Raw genomic sequence first — 13,582 nt, 5'->3', positions numbered from 1 at the left:
GGGATTTTGGCCGTCACAAGTCAGCAGGTCGCGAGCCGCCTTTTGCAAAAGAGGGGGCTGCTTTCATCTCGACCGCCTGGGACCGTCTTGCGGCAAGCCGCTGAAAGCAGCTTTCCTTCGTCGCGTCCTCAGGCACGCACCACCCGCGTCGCGATCGCCAGCCCTGCCAGCGCCATCTCGTCGATGTCGACGCCAAGCCCGGGCGCTTCCGGCACCTGATAGCTGTCTCCGACGATCATCGGCCCCTGCCGGACGAACTGGCTGCGCGAGGGCGGATTGTCGTTCTCGTAGGATTCGAGGATCACGAAATTGGTTGCCAGCGCCGCCAGCGTCACCGATGCGGCGATCGCGACGGGTCCGTGCGGATTATGCGGCACGACGCCGATATTGTAGGTCTCGGCGGCGTTGGCGATCTTGACGGCCTCGGTCAACCCTCCGACGCGGATGATCGAGGGTTGCACCAGCCCGACCGCCTGCCGCTCGATGATCTCCGCGAACTGCCGGCGGGAATGCAGCCTTTCTCCGAAGGCGATGCGGGTCCGCGTGGCCGATGACAGCCGTACGAGCGCGTCCGCGCTCTGGAACTCGGTCGGTTCCTCGACGAAGACGAGGTCGCAATCGGCCACGCCGGAGCAGAACTGCGCCGCCGAGGCCCAGTCGAGCCGGCGCCAGAGATCGACCATCAACCCGATCGACGGGCCGACGGCGTCGCGAACCGCCCGCACCTCCGCCACCGCTTTCGGCACGTCGTGCTGCCGAACGCGATACTGGAGCTGATCGGCGGTCCCGAACGGATACCATTTCAGGGCGGTGGCGCCGCGCGAAACCGCGTCCTGCGCCTTCCGGATCAGGTCCTGCGTCGATCGGTATCCGGCCCACCACTGATTCAGGTAGACCCCGACGCGATCCCGCACGGCGCCGCCGAGGAGTTTGTGCACCGGCAGGCCGTAAGCCTTGCCGGTGATGTCCCACAGCGCCTGGTCGATCGCGGCGAGAGCAGCCATGCTGCTGGCGCCCTCGCCCCAATAGACCTTGTCCTTGAGCAGTGCCCAATGCTTCGCGACCGTGGTCGGGTCTTGCCCCGCTATGGCCCGAAAGCCTTCCTCGATACCGGCGGCGACAGACGGCCAGCGATGGTCGAGCGTCGCCTCGCCGAAACCGACGATGCCCCGGTCGGTCTGGATGGCCGCGTAGAGGTAATGCTTGTTGGCATCCGCGAGCACATAGGTTCGCAATTCGGCGATCTTCATGGCCCGTCCCCTGCGCCTGCTCCGTGAGATTACCGGCCGGCCGCGGCCGTCACGATGATCTCGACGAGAACGTCAGGCGCGCCCATCTCGCATTGAGCCGTCGCACGGGTCGGCGCGGCGTTCGGTGCGGTCCAGGCATTCCAGATCTCGTTCATGCCTTCGAAATCGCGCGCGAGGTCCTTGATCCAGATCTGCGCGGTCAGGACGCGGCTCTTGTCGGTTCCCGCCTTGGCAAGGAACTGCTCGATCTTTTCGAGCGTCTGCCGGGTCTGCCCCTTGATGTCCTGGCTGCGATCGTCGGCGGTCATGCCGCCGACATAGACGACGCCGTTGTAGACGACGACGCGGCTGCGGCGCGGATCGGTTTCGATGCGGACGATGTCGTTCATGGTCTTCTCCTCGTGGTGAAATCGGGGGCGGGAATTCAATCGACGAAGTCGCCGAGCATGACCGGCTTGATCGGCGCCCTGATGCGGTAGTAGCCCACGTCGTCAGGGCTGGCGCCGCGCGCCTCGGCGATGATCTCCGTCACCGTCAATCCGCACAGTCGCCCCTGACAGGGCCCCATTCCGCAGCGGCCGAACGCCTTGGTCTGGTTCGGGCCGCGGCAGCCGAGCTCGACATAGCCGCGGATCTGCCCAGCCGTGACCTCTTCGCACCGGCAGACGATGACCGCAGGGTCACGCGGGATGCGGTTCGCATCGGCCGGCCGGTAGAGGCTGTTCAGGAAGCGCCGGATATGGCTTTGCCGTTCGAATAGAGCCAGCAGCGCCGCGCGCCGGCTGGCGTCGACGGCGCGGCCGGTACGCTCGGCGATGGCGAGCGCCGACAGCCTCCCCTGGGTCGCCGATGCCTGCGCACCAACGATCGCCCGGCTGTCTCCTGCAACGTAGAGCAGCGTTTCGCCCAGCCGGCCCCAACGGTCCGTCTCGGGCAACCAGCACAGCTGCTCGCCGTCCCAGCGATGGGCCGCGCCCGTCGACCACGACAGCTGCGTGTTCGGGACGACGCCCTGATGCAGCAGGACCAGCGACGCAGGCAGCGTCACCCGCCGGCCGCGATGGACAAAAGACAGGCCCTCGGCTTGCCGCTCGCCCTCAATCGCGAGATCGCTTGCACCTGAATGGAACCTGACGCCGTGCCGGCGCAGCGTCGCGATCAGCTTGAGGCCCTTGGCGAGATCGCGCCAGCCGCGCATGGCGCCGGGACCGTGCCTTATGGCACCCAGATAGCCAGACCCTGCCGTCGTATCGACGATGGCCGCGATCGTCACGCCGGCACGGAGATATTGCCAGGCGAGGAGGTAGAGCAGCGGCCCGCAACCAGCCAGGACGACCGGCCCGCTGGGCAGAGCGCCGGAGCCTTTCAGCAGGATCTGCGCGGCGCCTGCCCCCAGGACGCCGGGAAGAGTCCAACCCTTGATCGGAAACGGCCGTTCCATGGCGCCGCTGGCGAGCAGCACGGCCTTGCCGACGACCTGTCGCGATCGTCCATCCGCGACATAGTCCACGGCACCGTTCTGCGCGACGTTCCAGACGGTCGCTCCATGCAGATGCCCGGCACCGCTGTTGCGGAACTCGGTCGCGAGACTGCGGCCGGCTTCGTAATCCTTGCCGAGAACCGCGATGCGATCGGCGGGCGCGGCTTCGATGTTGCGATAGATCTGCCCGCCGAGCGCCGGCTGTTCGTCGAGAACGATCACGGAGAGACCGAGAGCGCGCGCCTCGCAGGCCGCAGCCATGCCCGCCGGCCCGCAGCCCACGACGACGAGATCCGCCGCAGCAGCGTTCATGGCTCTTCTCCGGGGCTGAAGGCATCGAGTTGGGCCGCTCCGAGCTGGCGCGCGACGACCATCCCCTCGCGGACGGGGATCAGGCAGCTTTGCCGCGCCGGCACCCCGTCGATCTCCACGAGACATTCGAAGCAGACGCCCATCATGCAGTAAGGCGCGCGCGGAACGCCGCCGACGACGCTCGACCGGAATTCCCTGATGCCGCCGACGAGCAGGGCCGCGGCAACCGTGATGCCGGCTGGAACCCGCAAGGGCGTGCCCTCGAAGACGATCGTGACCGAGGCGCCAGCCGGCGCGTCCGGCACGGTGAAGAGCGGTTCAATGGTCATGGGAGAAGCTCGCATCGGCGTCCAGGAAGCGATCGCCGGTGAACACCTCGAAACCGGCCGGCACCTGCGAGAGACCGGCCATCCAGGGGCCGACGACGTAGCAATGGGCCGCCGCGAGCGTGACGCCGCTATGGCTGGTGGCGAGGAAGGCCCCCGGGCAGGACGCAGATTCCTGATAGATCGGGTAACCGTCCGGGGTCAGCGGCCGCAGGGCGCCCCACGCCCGCACGAGCCGGGCGCGCGCCAATGCCGGAAAGGTTTCGACCGCGCGGCGTGCCAGCACCTCGATCTTGTCGGTCGTCGTGCCGTCGTCGAGGCCGACATCCTCGGAGGTCGAACCGATCTGGACGCTGCCCTCCCGCGTCTGCCGGCACTTGTTCGTGGGGTAGTCGAGGAACGGCTTCAGCCGCTCGGTGATGAGAACCTGGCCGCGGGTGGATGCGACGGGCGCGTGCAGGCCGACCTGCGAGGCCAATCCGGCATTGCCAAGCCCTGCCGCCAGCACGATCCGGTCGCTCTTCCAGCTCTGGCGATCCTGCGAGACCGCCTCGAACCACCCGTTGGCGGGATCGTGCCGGATCTCGACAACGTCGACGCCGGTGATCACATCCGCCCCGCGCTGGCGAAGCGCGGCGTGCAGGCCGCGCAGCAGCATCAGGGGGTTGGCATGGCCATCGAGCGGACAGAAGCTCCCGCCCACCACGGCGGGCCCGATCCCGGGGAGATATTGCCGGAGCTCGGAGGGGTCCATCATCTTGAAGGGGATGCCGCCGACCTCGCGATCGATCCGTTCCAGAAGATCGGCGCGCGCCCTGACATCGGCATCGTTGAAGCCCAGCCAGAAGCCTCCCGGCTGTTCGAGACCGGCGTCGACATCGGTCAGATCGACCAGTTCCTTCTGCAGGTTCGGCCAGAGCTTCAGCGCATCGCGGCTCCAGCTGGCGTAGCGGGGCATCTTGCCGCCCTTGCTCGAGACCCAGACCAGGCCGAAATTGCCGCGCGAGGCGCGAAACGCGGTATCTCCCTGGTCGAGAACGCGCACGCGCATTCCGGCCCGCAGCGCTCCGTAGGCAATGGCGGCCCCGACAAGCCCGCCTCCTACCACCGTCATCGTCTGGCTGCTCATGTCCGCAACTCCGGTCCAGGCCGGCTTTCGTCTCGAATTTCGGGCGCAACTGTCCTGCCGGCGCCGATCGGGCGGCCGGTCGGGACGGTCGTTTCGGCTATTTCTTTCCGATGAGAACCCTGTCCAGGCCGACCATGCGGTCGAGGATGAACATGAAGGCCATCGTTCCCAGGATCAGGATGGTGGAGACCGACGTCGTCACCGGGTCCGTGAGCTGGGATATGCGGTTGTAGAGCGCGACGGGCAGCGTCGTGGTTCCGGGTGTCGCGACGAAGATCGTCATCGTGACCTCGTCGAAGCTCTGGATGAAGGCGAGCACCCATCCCGCCGCGACGCCCGGCAGGATGAGCGGCAGCAGGATGCGACGGAAGGCGACCGCTCGCGAGGCTCCGAGCGAGCGGGCGGCCGTCTCCGCGTCACGTTCGAGCCCGATCACGGCGGCGAGCGTCAGCCGCAGCGAGTACGGTACGACGGTGATCGCGTGGACGAGCACCAGGGCCACGAAGGAGCCGGTCCACTCCATGATCGAGAAAAAGCGCAGGAAGGCGACGCCAAGCACGACATGGGGGATCATCAACGGCGACATCAGGAACGCCATCAACCCGTCGCGTCCGAAAAACCGATGACGGGCGATCGCGAGCGCCGCGGGCACCGCGACGATCGTCGCCAATGTCGCCGAGGCCAGACCGAGCCAGATCGACAGCCAGAACGCGCTGATGAGTTCCGGTGCCGCCAGGATTTCCCGGTACCAGCGCAGCGACATGCCGTCGAAGGGCATCGACAGGTATTCCTTGTCGGAGAGCGAGACCAGCATCACCACGACCAGCGGTGCCAGGATGAACACGGTCAGCAGCGTGTGGAAGACCAGCGCCAGCGGTCCGTTCTTCGCGATATCCCGGCCGCTCATGCGAACACCTGCTTGAAACGCCGCTCGACGAGCCGGTTGCAGCCGACGATGATCAGGATGTTGGCAAGCAGCAGGAGCACCGCGATCGCGGCTCCGAGCGGCCAGTTCAGCGAGTTGAAGAATTCGTCGTAGAGCGTGGTGGCGACGACCTTGACCCTGCGCCCGCCGATGATCGCCGGGGTGGCATAGGCCGATGCCGCCAGGGCGAAGACGATGATGGCTCCGGACAGGATGCCGGGCATCAGCTGCGGCAGCATGATGCGGCGGAAGGTGGTGAAAGGTCCCGCGCCGAGCGAGCGCGCCGCATGCTCGATCTGCCCGTCGAGGCGCTGCATGGCGCTCCACACGGCGATCACCATGAAGGGCAGGAAAACATGGGTCAGGACGATGATGACGCCCGTCATCGAAAACAGCAGCCGGATCGGCTCGTCCACCAGGCCGAGCCCGCGAAGCACCGTGTTCACCACGCCCTGGCTGCCGAGCAGCACCGACCAGCCCAGCGTGCGAACGACGACGGAGATCAGCAGCGGTCCGAGGATCACGACGAAGAAGGTGCCGCGCCAGACCGGCTTCATCTTGGCGAGAATCAGGGTCTCGGGCACCCCGAGGACGATGCAGATCAGCGTGACGGCGAGCGCCATCCCGCCCGTCCGCAGGAAGATTTCCCGGTAGTAGCCGTCGAGCAGGATTTCGAGATAGTTGCCAAAACCATAGGTCTGCTGGATGCCGCGCATGCCGTCAAAGGCATTGAAGGACAGGATCGCAGTCAGAACCAGCGGAATGGCCAGCAAGGCGAGAAAGAGCGCGAGAGCCGGCAGCGAGAGCAGCCAGGGCAGGCCGCGGCTGGTCTGGTGGGTCGAGCTAGCCATGGGAACGCTCCGTCGCGATGACGCGCAGATCTTCGGCGTTCCAGCTCACCCCGATCGTTTCCCCCTCCTCGGGCTGCACCGTCCCGGTATTCTGCTGGGTGATACGGAGCATGCCGAGTTCGGTCTCGATTTCGTAGATCCACGACCCGCCGAGGAACAGGCGGGTGCTGACGCAGCCCCGCAGGGTGGCCTGGTCCGGAGAACCTAGGCGCAGGCGCTCCGGGCGGACGAACACGGCGATCTCGGGGCCCGCCTGATCTTTCGCGACCCTGGTCCGGAACGAGGTCGGTCCGACCCGGACGGTCGCCTCGTCGGCGATCCGGCTTTCGATCCGCCCGCTCAGCACGTTGGTGTGCCCCAGGAAGCTCGAAGCGAATTGCGATGCCGGCCTGTCGTAGACCTCCTGCGGCGTGCCGAGCTGCGCGATCCCGCCATTCGTCATGACGGCGATCCGGTCGCTCATCGTCATCGCCTCGACCTGATCGTGCGTGACGAGGATCGCAGTGATGCCGAGCCGCCGCTGCAGGGAGCGGAGCTCGACATGCATCTCGCCGCGTAGCTTGGCGTCGAGATTCGACATCGGCTCGTCCAGCAGGAGAACCCGCGGACGAATGGCCAGGGCGCGGGCGATGGCGACACGCTGGCGCTGGCCACCGGACAGCTCGCTGGGATAACGTCCCTCGAGACCGGCCAGGCGGACCATCGCCAAGGCCTCCTCGACCCGCCGCTTCAGCTCACCGCGCTCGACCCGGCGCATTTCGAGGCCGAAGCCGATATTCTGGGCCACGTTCATATGCGGAAAGAGCGCATAGCTCTGGAAGACGACGCCCATGTCGCGCTTCTCCGGCGCGATACTGGTCAGATCCTGTCCGTCGACGACGATGCTCCCCGTCGTCGGCGGGACGAAGCCCGCCACCATCTGCAGGGTCGTCGTCTTGCCGCAGCCCGATGGGCCGAGCAGCGAGAGGAATTCGCCTTCGTTCACATCCAGGTCCACGCCGCGAACGGCCTGGACCGGGCCATAGCTCTTCGACAGGGCGCGCAGAGACAAACTGCTCATTTCGATGGGCCTTCGCTTCGACGGCTGCGGAGATCGGGCGCTCGCGCCCTTATCTCTCGATCGTGCGGTTCCAGCGATTGGTCCACTCGGCGCGGTTCTTGTTGATCTCGCTCCACTTGACCGAGATCATCCTGCCGACGCGCTCATCGCCATAGGGGACCTGCGCGGCCAGCTTGTCATCCAGCCTGGTCTGGCGATTGGTGGGGCCGAAGCCTTCCGTGGCCAGCTTCGCCTGGATCTCGGGCGTGACGAGATATTGCAGGAAGGCCTGCGATGCTTCGGGAAGGCTGTTCTGGACCACCGGGCAGGCGCCGAGCACGAGCGCAGGCGTCCCCTCCTTCGGATACACGAATTCCATCGGGAAGCCGGTGTTCTTCAGTGCGATCGCGCGGCTGCTGCCCCAAACGGCCACGTCGACATCGTTGTTCTGGAACATTTCGGCGAGCTTCGCGGGCGAGGAAGACCAGCTCAGGACGTTCGGCGCCAGCGATTTCCGGATGGAGTCGAAGCCGGGCTCGATATTGCTCTCGTCGCCGCCGTTGATGCGGGCGAACATCACGAGCGTATGGACCCCGTAGGTGCCGGACAGCGAGGAGGCGGTCAGGCGCCCCTCCAGTTTCCTGTCGGTCAGGTCCTTCCAGGAGGTCGGCGCCGGCCAACCCTTCTTCTTGTAGTTCGCCGCATTGTAGGCGATGCCCGTCGCCACCAGCCCGACCCCGATGCCGTTTCCGCCGAACTGGGCGAACGGATAGATATCCTTGTAGATCGGGGCGTCGCTCAGCTTGTCGCAATAGCCGAACTGGATCGCCTGATAGAGCGGCCCGTCATCGAAGATGGCGACATTGATCTCCTGCTTGCCGGCCTGGGCCTGCAGCTTCGCGACGATCTCGCTCGAAATCCCGGGAACGTAAGTAATCTTGACGTTATGCTTGGTTTCGAACGCGGGAATGATCTGGGTTTGGAAGAGTTTCTGCGTGCTGCCGCCGGGGCCGGCGACATACATGGTTTGCTGAGCCAATGCGGGGGAAGCAACGACCAGGGTTCCCGCCAGCAAAAGATTACGAAATCGATTCATGACCCCTCCGAATTTTTTATCTGATCTGAGATGCGGCGCGCGCTCCTCCCGCGCCACGATCTCATGAGCAGGCAGGCTATGAACCGCCTGTCATTAGAGCAAATAGAAATACACCGGGGGTCTATGCAGTTATGATATAGGCCTCGCCTTTAGCCGTCGCGGATTTCCAGGCGGATTTCCAGGAGCAGATCGACGCCCGTTCCGGCGCGGTTTTCGCTATTTTTCGCCGCGCTCCCGCACGGCCGAGAGGGCTGCCTTCTCCTCCATCGTCACGGCCTTGAGGATTTCGATGAAGCTTGCGACCAAACGGTTTTCCGGACGCCCCTTCGGATAGATCAGCCGGGCTTCATGCTTGATCGAGGGGCGGAAGGGACGCATGACGACGCCCAGATGCCGGTAGTCCTGCGCCGCGAGCGGATTGACGATCGCCACGCCGAGCCCTTGCGCGACCAGCGCGCAAGTAATGGTGCTGAACGGCGTTTCCAGGGTGATGCGCCGATCGATGCCGGCCTTCGAGAACACCTCGTCGACGTTCGAACGGCCGTGGTCGTTCTGCGCGAAGGAGATATAGGGCTCGTCGGCGAGATCGGCCGGGCGCACCGCCGCCTTGCCGGCCAGGCGATGCTCCGCCGGCATCAGGCAGACCCCGTCGACGCTGTAGAGCTCCTCGCTGGAAAACCCGTAATTCTCGTAGAGATGGGATACGATTCCGACATCGCAGGACATTTCATCCACCCATTGCGAGACCGCCGCCGAATGTCCCGCATGAATCGAAATGCCGGTTTCCGGATAGATTTCGGCAAATCGTTTGATCGAGCGCGGGATCAAGCCATGTGCCAGGGTCTGGATCGATCCGATCCGCAGAAGGCCTCCGCTGAAGCGGCGAATCCGGTTTGCCGCCTCCTCCAACCGCCGGAGGCCGTGGAAGCTGCGCTGAACCTCGTTGAAGAACGACAGGCCGTCCGTCGTCGGCACGACCTTTCCCGGCATTCGCTCGAAGAGCTGCAACCCCACGGCCTTTTCCAGTTGCGCGATCGAGCGGCTCACATTCGGCTGCGACGTGTGGAGAATCCGGGCGGCGGCCGTGGTCGATCCGGTGATCATGACCGCGCGAAAGGCCTCGATGTGAGAAAACCGCACTCCCTTGCGCTCCCTTAAGGCGATGTCGTGAACGGGTTCAGCTCCAGCTTTTCGCGAGATCGTCGACGAAGCTGGTCGCCATCATCCTGGCTTCGGTCGCGAATTCCGAGATGAGCGGGAGATTCCGGGCATCGCGCCCGAAGCAGACCAGGAAGTCCAGCGGTATGGTCGGCTCGAACGGCCTGACGACCACCTGCTTTTCCACGCCGGCAATGAAGAGGGGATGGACGAGCGACACGCCGAGGCCGGCTGCGACGAAATGGCAAAGCGTCGAATTCGAATCGGCCGTCAGGACGACATTGGACCGAACATTGTAGGCGTCGAACATCGCCGAAACCTTCTGCCCCGTATAGGTTTCCGTGTTGAAGGCGACGAACGGGACGCCGTTCAGATCATCGGGGCGGACGACCTTGCGCTCGGCGAGCGGATGCCCCAGCGGCATGATGCAGAGCAGCGGGTGCTCGAACAGCGGTTCGGTGACGATGAACGGGTTCTCGACGCGTGCGGTGACGATCCCGATGTCGAGGACGCGCGTCAGGACATATTCGGGAATCCATTGCGAGCTGGGTGACTTGATCCAGCAATAGACATTCGGATTGCGCTTGAGGAAGCTCATCGTGGTGCGCTGGATATAGGCGCCGCTGAGCGCCGGGATCACGCCCACGACCAGGCGTCCCTGATCCTCGCGCTTGATCAAGCCGATCGCGCTTTCGACCTGACGCACCCCGACGAAGATCCGGGCGACCTCCTCATGCAGCCGCAAGCCCTGCGCGGTGGGGACCAGCCGGCCCTTGTAGCGGTCGAAAAGCTTGAGACCGTTGTCCTTCTCCAATTGCATCAGGAGCTTACTCGCGGCCGGCTGCGAGATGTAGAGCGCCTCGGCCGCGCGGCTGACCGTGCCGTGCTCGATCAGGGCCTTGAAGATCTCGATCTGCCTCAGGTTGAGCGCGCGGGGCATACCATAACTCTGGGAATAGAGTGCGGTCAGATTTCTATTGGACATAATAGTATGCCGCTCCCTACCGTCGTCAACACGGAGGGAACATCATGCGTGGCTCAAGGCTGACGAGGCATTTCGAGGCGGCAAGGCGCGCCTCGGCCGGTTCCCGGGCCGGATCGCGGCCCCTGGCGACCGGCCGTTAAGAGCCGCGGCTCCGCGTCGAGATACCCGGAAGGCATTTTCATGTTCAGGAAGCTGGATCAGGACACGGGCGGTTCGCTGACGGTCTATGTCGATGGACATCCCGTCCTCGCCATCGCCGGTGAAAGCGTTGCAGCCGTGCTCCTGCGGCAGGCGCCGTTCTGGGCGCGGACGACGCCGGTTTCGGGCGCGCGGCGTGCCCCCTACTGCATGATGGGCGTGTGCTTCGACTGCCTCGCGGTGGTCGACGGCGTGTCGTCGGTCCAGACCTGCCTCGCTCCGGTTCGCGAGGGCATGCGTATCGAGCGCCAGCAGGGCCGGCCGGACGTGACATCATGAGCCGGCATGTCGATCTCCTCGTCGTCGGGGCCGGGCCGGCCGGAATGTCGGCGGCCATCATGGCGAAGCGGCATGGTCTGGATGTGCTCGTCGTCGATGAACAGCCCTCGCCCGGCGGGCAGATCTGGCGAAATATCGAGACCGTGGCCGCAACCGCGCGGGCTGACCTTCTCGGCAAGGCCTATGCCGAAGGCGCCGCCGTGGTCCGTCAGTTTCGCGCCAGCGGTGTCGATTATGAGCCGGGCACGCAGGTCTGGCATGTCGAGGCGGGAGCCCGCGCCTTCCTGCGCCGCGGCGGCTCCGCCAGCTCCGTCACAGCCGATCGCGTGCTGCTGGCGACGGGCGCGCAGGAACGCCCGATGCCCTTCCCCGGCTGGACGCTGCCAGGCGTGATGACGGTCGGCGCGGCCCAGATCGTCCTGAAATCCTCGGGCCAGGTTCCCGACAAGCCGGTCTGGATCGCCGGCTCTGGTCCGCTTCCGCTGCTCTACGCGGTCCAGCTTCTGCAGGCCGGCGGAGAGATCGCCGGCTTCCTCGATACCACGCCGCCCGGGCGGGCCGTGGCAGCCATGACGACATTGCCCGCGGCCCTGTTCGGCGCGCCGGGCGATCTCGTGAAGGGGCTGGGCTGGATCATCCGGCTCAGGCGGCAGGTTCCCTATGTCCGGCATGTCGCCGCGATCGAGGCGATCGGCGAGCACGGGCTCGAAAGCATCCGCTACGTCACCGCCGACGGCCGCGCCGCGACTGTTCCGGCTGACCTTCTGCTCGTCCATGAAGGCCTCGTCCCGACGATCCACCCGACCCTCGCACTCGGCTGCCGGCACGTCTGGAACAGCGAGCAGGACAGCTTCGCCCCCGAACTGGACGGCTGGGGGGAGACATCGGAGCGGCATGTCTTCGTCGCGGGAGACGGGGCAGGCATCGGCGGCGCCAGGGCCGCCTGTCTGCGGGGCGAACTCGCAGCCCTTGGGATCGCGGCCAGCACGGGCCGGCTGTCCGACGCGGCAGCGGAAAACCTCGCGAAGCCGATCCGCTCCCGCCTGGCGCAGGCGCTGTCGCCGCGCGCGTTCCTCGATCGCTACTATCGCCCGCGAGCGGCTGTGTTCATTCCTCCGGACCATACAATCGCCTGCCGCTGCGAGGAGGTTCGCGTCGCGGCGATCCGCGAGCAGGTCAGCGCCAACCGGCCCGGGCCGAACCAGGTCAAGGCCTTCACCCGCGCCGGCATGGGCCCATGCCAGGGTCGCCAGTGCGGCTACACGGTCGCCCATGTGCTTGCGGCCGCCGAAGGCCGGGCCGTGCCCGATCTCGGGCTCTACAGGGTCCGCCCGCCGCTCAAGCCGGTCACGCTGGGCGAGCTCGCCGCGCTCGACATGATGGATTCCGTGCGATGAGCGGGAAAGCCATCGACACGCTCGTCATCGGCGGGGGGCTTCACGGCCTGTCGGCCGCTTTGCATCTGGCGCGCGCAGGTCGCCGCGTCACGATCCTCGAAAAATCCTGGGTCGGGCGTCACGCATCGGGAGCGAGCGCTGCCGGTGTCCGCACGCTCAATCGCGATCCCGCCGAGATCCCGATCTCCCTCGAAGCCATGGAGATGTGGCACGGCATCGCAGGGATCGTCGGAGACAGCTGCGGCTTCCACGCCCATGGCCAGCTCAATATCGCCGAACACGCGCACCACCTGCCCAGGCTCGAGAGCCGCCTCGCCCGCATGCGGGAGGCCGGATACGCGCATGAGGAGTTGATCGACCGAGCCGAGCTGCTGAAGCTCGTGCCGGCGATCTCGCCGCACTGCGTGGGTGCCCTGATCGCCCGGCGCGACGGGGCCGCCGACCCGCACCGGACCCTGCTGGCGTTCCGAAAGAGCGCCGAGGCGGCGGGCGTGACGATCCACGAGGGCGTCGGGGTCGATGCGATCGAACAGGCCGGGGATGATTGGCGCCTGCGCACGCCTGCCGGGGATTTCGTCGCGCCGACGGTGGTCAATGCCGCCGGTGCCTGGGCGGGCAAGATCGCCGCGATGCTGGGCGACGACATCCAGCTCGGGCTCAAGGCCTCGATGATGATCGTCACCGAGCGCATCGCGCCGCTGCTCAAGCCCGTGATCAGCATCGTCGGGCGGCCGCTCTCGTTCAAGCAATCCGAACAGGGAACGCTGGTCATCGGCGGCGGCCTGCAGGGCCGGGCCGATATCGAGGCCCAGAAGAGCTTCGTCGACTTCCAGGAGCTCGCCAAGGGGGCGCGCGCCGCGACGGATCTGTTTCCCTCGATCAGCGCGCTGCGCATCGTCAGGACCTGGGCCGGCATGGAGGCCACGACGAAGGATCACCTGCCGGTGATCTGCGCTTCGCCGAACGCGAAGGGGGCTTTTCACGCCTTCGGCTTCTCGGGACACGGTTTTCAGCTCGTGCCGGTGGTCGGCGCGATCATGGCCGATCTCGTCATCCACGGCAGTACAGGACGATCGATCGAGGGCTTCGGCGCCAGGCGGCTGATGGCGCAGCGCGCGGCGGCGTGATGCCCGACAAACACAGGGAGTGAAGGCGAC

14 protein-coding genes are annotated in these 13,582 nt (G+C 66.2%); 3 read left to right on the top strand and 11 right to left on the bottom strand.

Going from position 1 to position 13,582, the window contains the following annotated elements; all coding sequences use genetic code 11:
* Nucleotides 1–128 precede the first annotated feature (128 nt).
* The 11 genes from ACWIEX_RS08490 to ACWIEX_RS08440 form a co-directional block, all read right to left on the bottom strand.
* Entirely contained in the window at nucleotides 129–1,250 is a 1,122-nt protein-coding gene (locus ACWIEX_RS08490) for a mandelate racemase/muconate lactonizing enzyme family protein (RefSeq protein WP_454032632.1), read from the bottom strand.
* A 29-nt stretch (nucleotides 1,251–1,279) separates the two neighbouring features.
* Nucleotides 1,280–1,639 (bottom strand): RidA family protein, encoded by a 360-nt coding sequence (locus ACWIEX_RS08485; RefSeq protein ID WP_454032631.1) that lies wholly within the window; start codon nucleotides 1,637–1,639, stop codon nucleotides 1,280–1,282.
* Nucleotides 1,640–1,674: 35 nt separating this feature from the next.
* Nucleotides 1,675–3,042, bottom strand: a complete 1,368-nt coding sequence (locus ACWIEX_RS08480; RefSeq protein ID WP_454032630.1) for an FAD/NAD(P)-dependent oxidoreductase — start codon at nucleotides 3,040–3,042, stop codon at nucleotides 1,675–1,677.
* On the bottom strand, nucleotides 3,039–3,371 hold the full coding sequence (locus ACWIEX_RS08475; RefSeq protein WP_454032629.1) for a (2Fe-2S)-binding protein: 333 nt from the start codon (nucleotides 3,369–3,371) through the stop codon (nucleotides 3,039–3,041). The genes ACWIEX_RS08480 and ACWIEX_RS08475 overlap by 4 nt, the downstream gene beginning before the upstream one ends.
* Complete coding sequence (locus tag ACWIEX_RS08470; RefSeq protein ID WP_454032628.1) at nucleotides 3,361–4,497, bottom strand: NAD(P)/FAD-dependent oxidoreductase; 1,137 nt, start codon at nucleotides 4,495–4,497, stop codon at nucleotides 3,361–3,363. The genes ACWIEX_RS08475 and ACWIEX_RS08470 overlap by 11 nt, the downstream gene beginning before the upstream one ends.
* Before the next feature lie 97 nt (nucleotides 4,498–4,594).
* The gene (locus ACWIEX_RS08465; protein ID WP_454033484.1) at nucleotides 4,595–5,389 is read right to left on the bottom strand and encodes an ABC transporter permease; all 795 of its coding nucleotides are present in this window, start codon (nucleotides 5,387–5,389) and stop codon (nucleotides 4,595–4,597) included.
* A gap of 11 nt (nucleotides 5,390–5,400) precedes the next feature.
* The gene (locus tag ACWIEX_RS08460; RefSeq protein WP_454032627.1) at nucleotides 5,401–6,273 is read right to left on the bottom strand and encodes an ABC transporter permease; all 873 of its coding nucleotides are present in this window, start codon (nucleotides 6,271–6,273) and stop codon (nucleotides 5,401–5,403) included.
* On the bottom strand, nucleotides 6,266–7,333 hold the full coding sequence (locus ACWIEX_RS08455) for an ABC transporter ATP-binding protein (protein ID WP_454032626.1): 1,068 nt from the start codon (nucleotides 7,331–7,333) through the stop codon (nucleotides 6,266–6,268). Before ACWIEX_RS08455 ends, ACWIEX_RS08460 begins: the two co-directional genes overlap by 8 nt.
* A gap of 49 nt (nucleotides 7,334–7,382) precedes the next feature.
* Nucleotides 7,383–8,408, bottom strand: coding sequence for an ABC transporter substrate-binding protein (locus ACWIEX_RS08450; protein ID WP_454032625.1), 1,026 nt, complete (start codon nucleotides 8,406–8,408; stop codon nucleotides 7,383–7,385).
* A gap of 216 nt (nucleotides 8,409–8,624) precedes the next feature.
* Nucleotides 8,625–9,548: a LysR family transcriptional regulator gene (locus ACWIEX_RS08445; RefSeq protein ID WP_454032624.1), complete on the bottom strand. Its 924-nt coding sequence runs from the start codon at nucleotides 9,546–9,548 to the stop codon at nucleotides 8,625–8,627.
* A gap of 37 nt (nucleotides 9,549–9,585) precedes the next feature.
* Entirely contained in the window at nucleotides 9,586–10,551 is a 966-nt protein-coding gene (locus tag ACWIEX_RS08440; RefSeq protein WP_454032623.1) for a LysR substrate-binding domain-containing protein, read from the bottom strand.
* Nucleotides 10,552–10,731: 180 nt separating this feature from the next.
* Here ACWIEX_RS08440 and ACWIEX_RS08435 point away from each other — a divergent pair, with 180 nt between their 5' ends.
* From ACWIEX_RS08435 to ACWIEX_RS08425, 3 genes are read left to right on the top strand one after another with little or no spacing between them, the layout of a single operon-like run.
* Nucleotides 10,732–11,028, top strand: coding sequence for a (2Fe-2S)-binding protein (locus ACWIEX_RS08435; RefSeq protein ID WP_454032622.1), 297 nt, complete (start codon nucleotides 10,732–10,734; stop codon nucleotides 11,026–11,028).
* Nucleotides 11,025–12,425 carry an FAD-dependent oxidoreductase gene (locus tag ACWIEX_RS08430; protein ID WP_454032621.1) on the top strand — a complete coding sequence of 467 codons (1,401 nt, stop codon included), beginning with the start codon at nucleotides 11,025–11,027 and terminating at the stop codon, nucleotides 12,423–12,425. Before ACWIEX_RS08435 ends, ACWIEX_RS08430 begins: the two co-directional genes overlap by 4 nt.
* Complete coding sequence (locus ACWIEX_RS08425) at nucleotides 12,422–13,552, top strand: NAD(P)/FAD-dependent oxidoreductase (RefSeq protein ID WP_454032620.1); 1,131 nt, start codon at nucleotides 12,422–12,424, stop codon at nucleotides 13,550–13,552. Before ACWIEX_RS08430 ends, ACWIEX_RS08425 begins: the two co-directional genes overlap by 4 nt.
* The last annotated feature ends 30 nt before the right edge of the window (nucleotides 13,553–13,582 follow it).

The organism is Allobosea sp. NPDC055353, from assembly GCF_053644975.1.
Note: the sequence above shows the minus strand (reverse complement) of the source record. Positions and strands in the feature narration are given on the sequence as shown.

Coding starts and splice junctions, on each gene's coding strand:
- ACWIEX_RS08490 (WP_454032632.1), bottom strand. CDS start 1,250: ATGAAGATCGCCGAATTGCGAACCTATGTGCTCGCGGATGCCAACAAG.
- ACWIEX_RS08485 (WP_454032631.1), bottom strand. CDS start 1,639: ATGAACGACATCGTCCGCATCGAAACCGATCCGCGCCGCAGCCGCGTC.
- ACWIEX_RS08480 (WP_454032630.1), bottom strand. CDS start 3,042: ATGAACGCTGCTGCGGCGGATCTCGTCGTCGTGGGCTGCGGGCCGGCG.
- ACWIEX_RS08475 (WP_454032629.1), bottom strand. CDS start 3,371: ATGACCATTGAACCGCTCTTCACCGTGCCGGACGCGCCGGCTGGCGCC.
- ACWIEX_RS08470 (WP_454032628.1), bottom strand. CDS start 4,497: ATGAGCAGCCAGACGATGACGGTGGTAGGAGGCGGGCTTGTCGGGGCC.
- ACWIEX_RS08460 (WP_454032627.1), bottom strand. CDS start 6,273: ATGGCTAGCTCGACCCACCAGACCAGCCGCGGCCTGCCCTGGCTGCTC.
- ACWIEX_RS08455 (WP_454032626.1), bottom strand. CDS start 7,333: ATGAGCAGTTTGTCTCTGCGCGCCCTGTCGAAGAGCTATGGCCCGGTC.
- ACWIEX_RS08450 (WP_454032625.1), bottom strand. CDS start 8,408: ATGAATCGATTTCGTAATCTTTTGCTGGCGGGAACCCTGGTCGTTGCT.
- ACWIEX_RS08440 (WP_454032623.1), bottom strand. CDS start 10,551: ATGTCCAATAGAAATCTGACCGCACTCTATTCCCAGAGTTATGGTATG.
- ACWIEX_RS08435 (WP_454032622.1), top strand. CDS start 10,732: ATGTTCAGGAAGCTGGATCAGGACACGGGCGGTTCGCTGACGGTCTAT.
- ACWIEX_RS08430 (WP_454032621.1), top strand. CDS start 11,025: ATGAGCCGGCATGTCGATCTCCTCGTCGTCGGGGCCGGGCCGGCCGGA.
- ACWIEX_RS08425 (WP_454032620.1), top strand. CDS start 12,422: ATGAGCGGGAAAGCCATCGACACGCTCGTCATCGGCGGGGGGCTTCAC.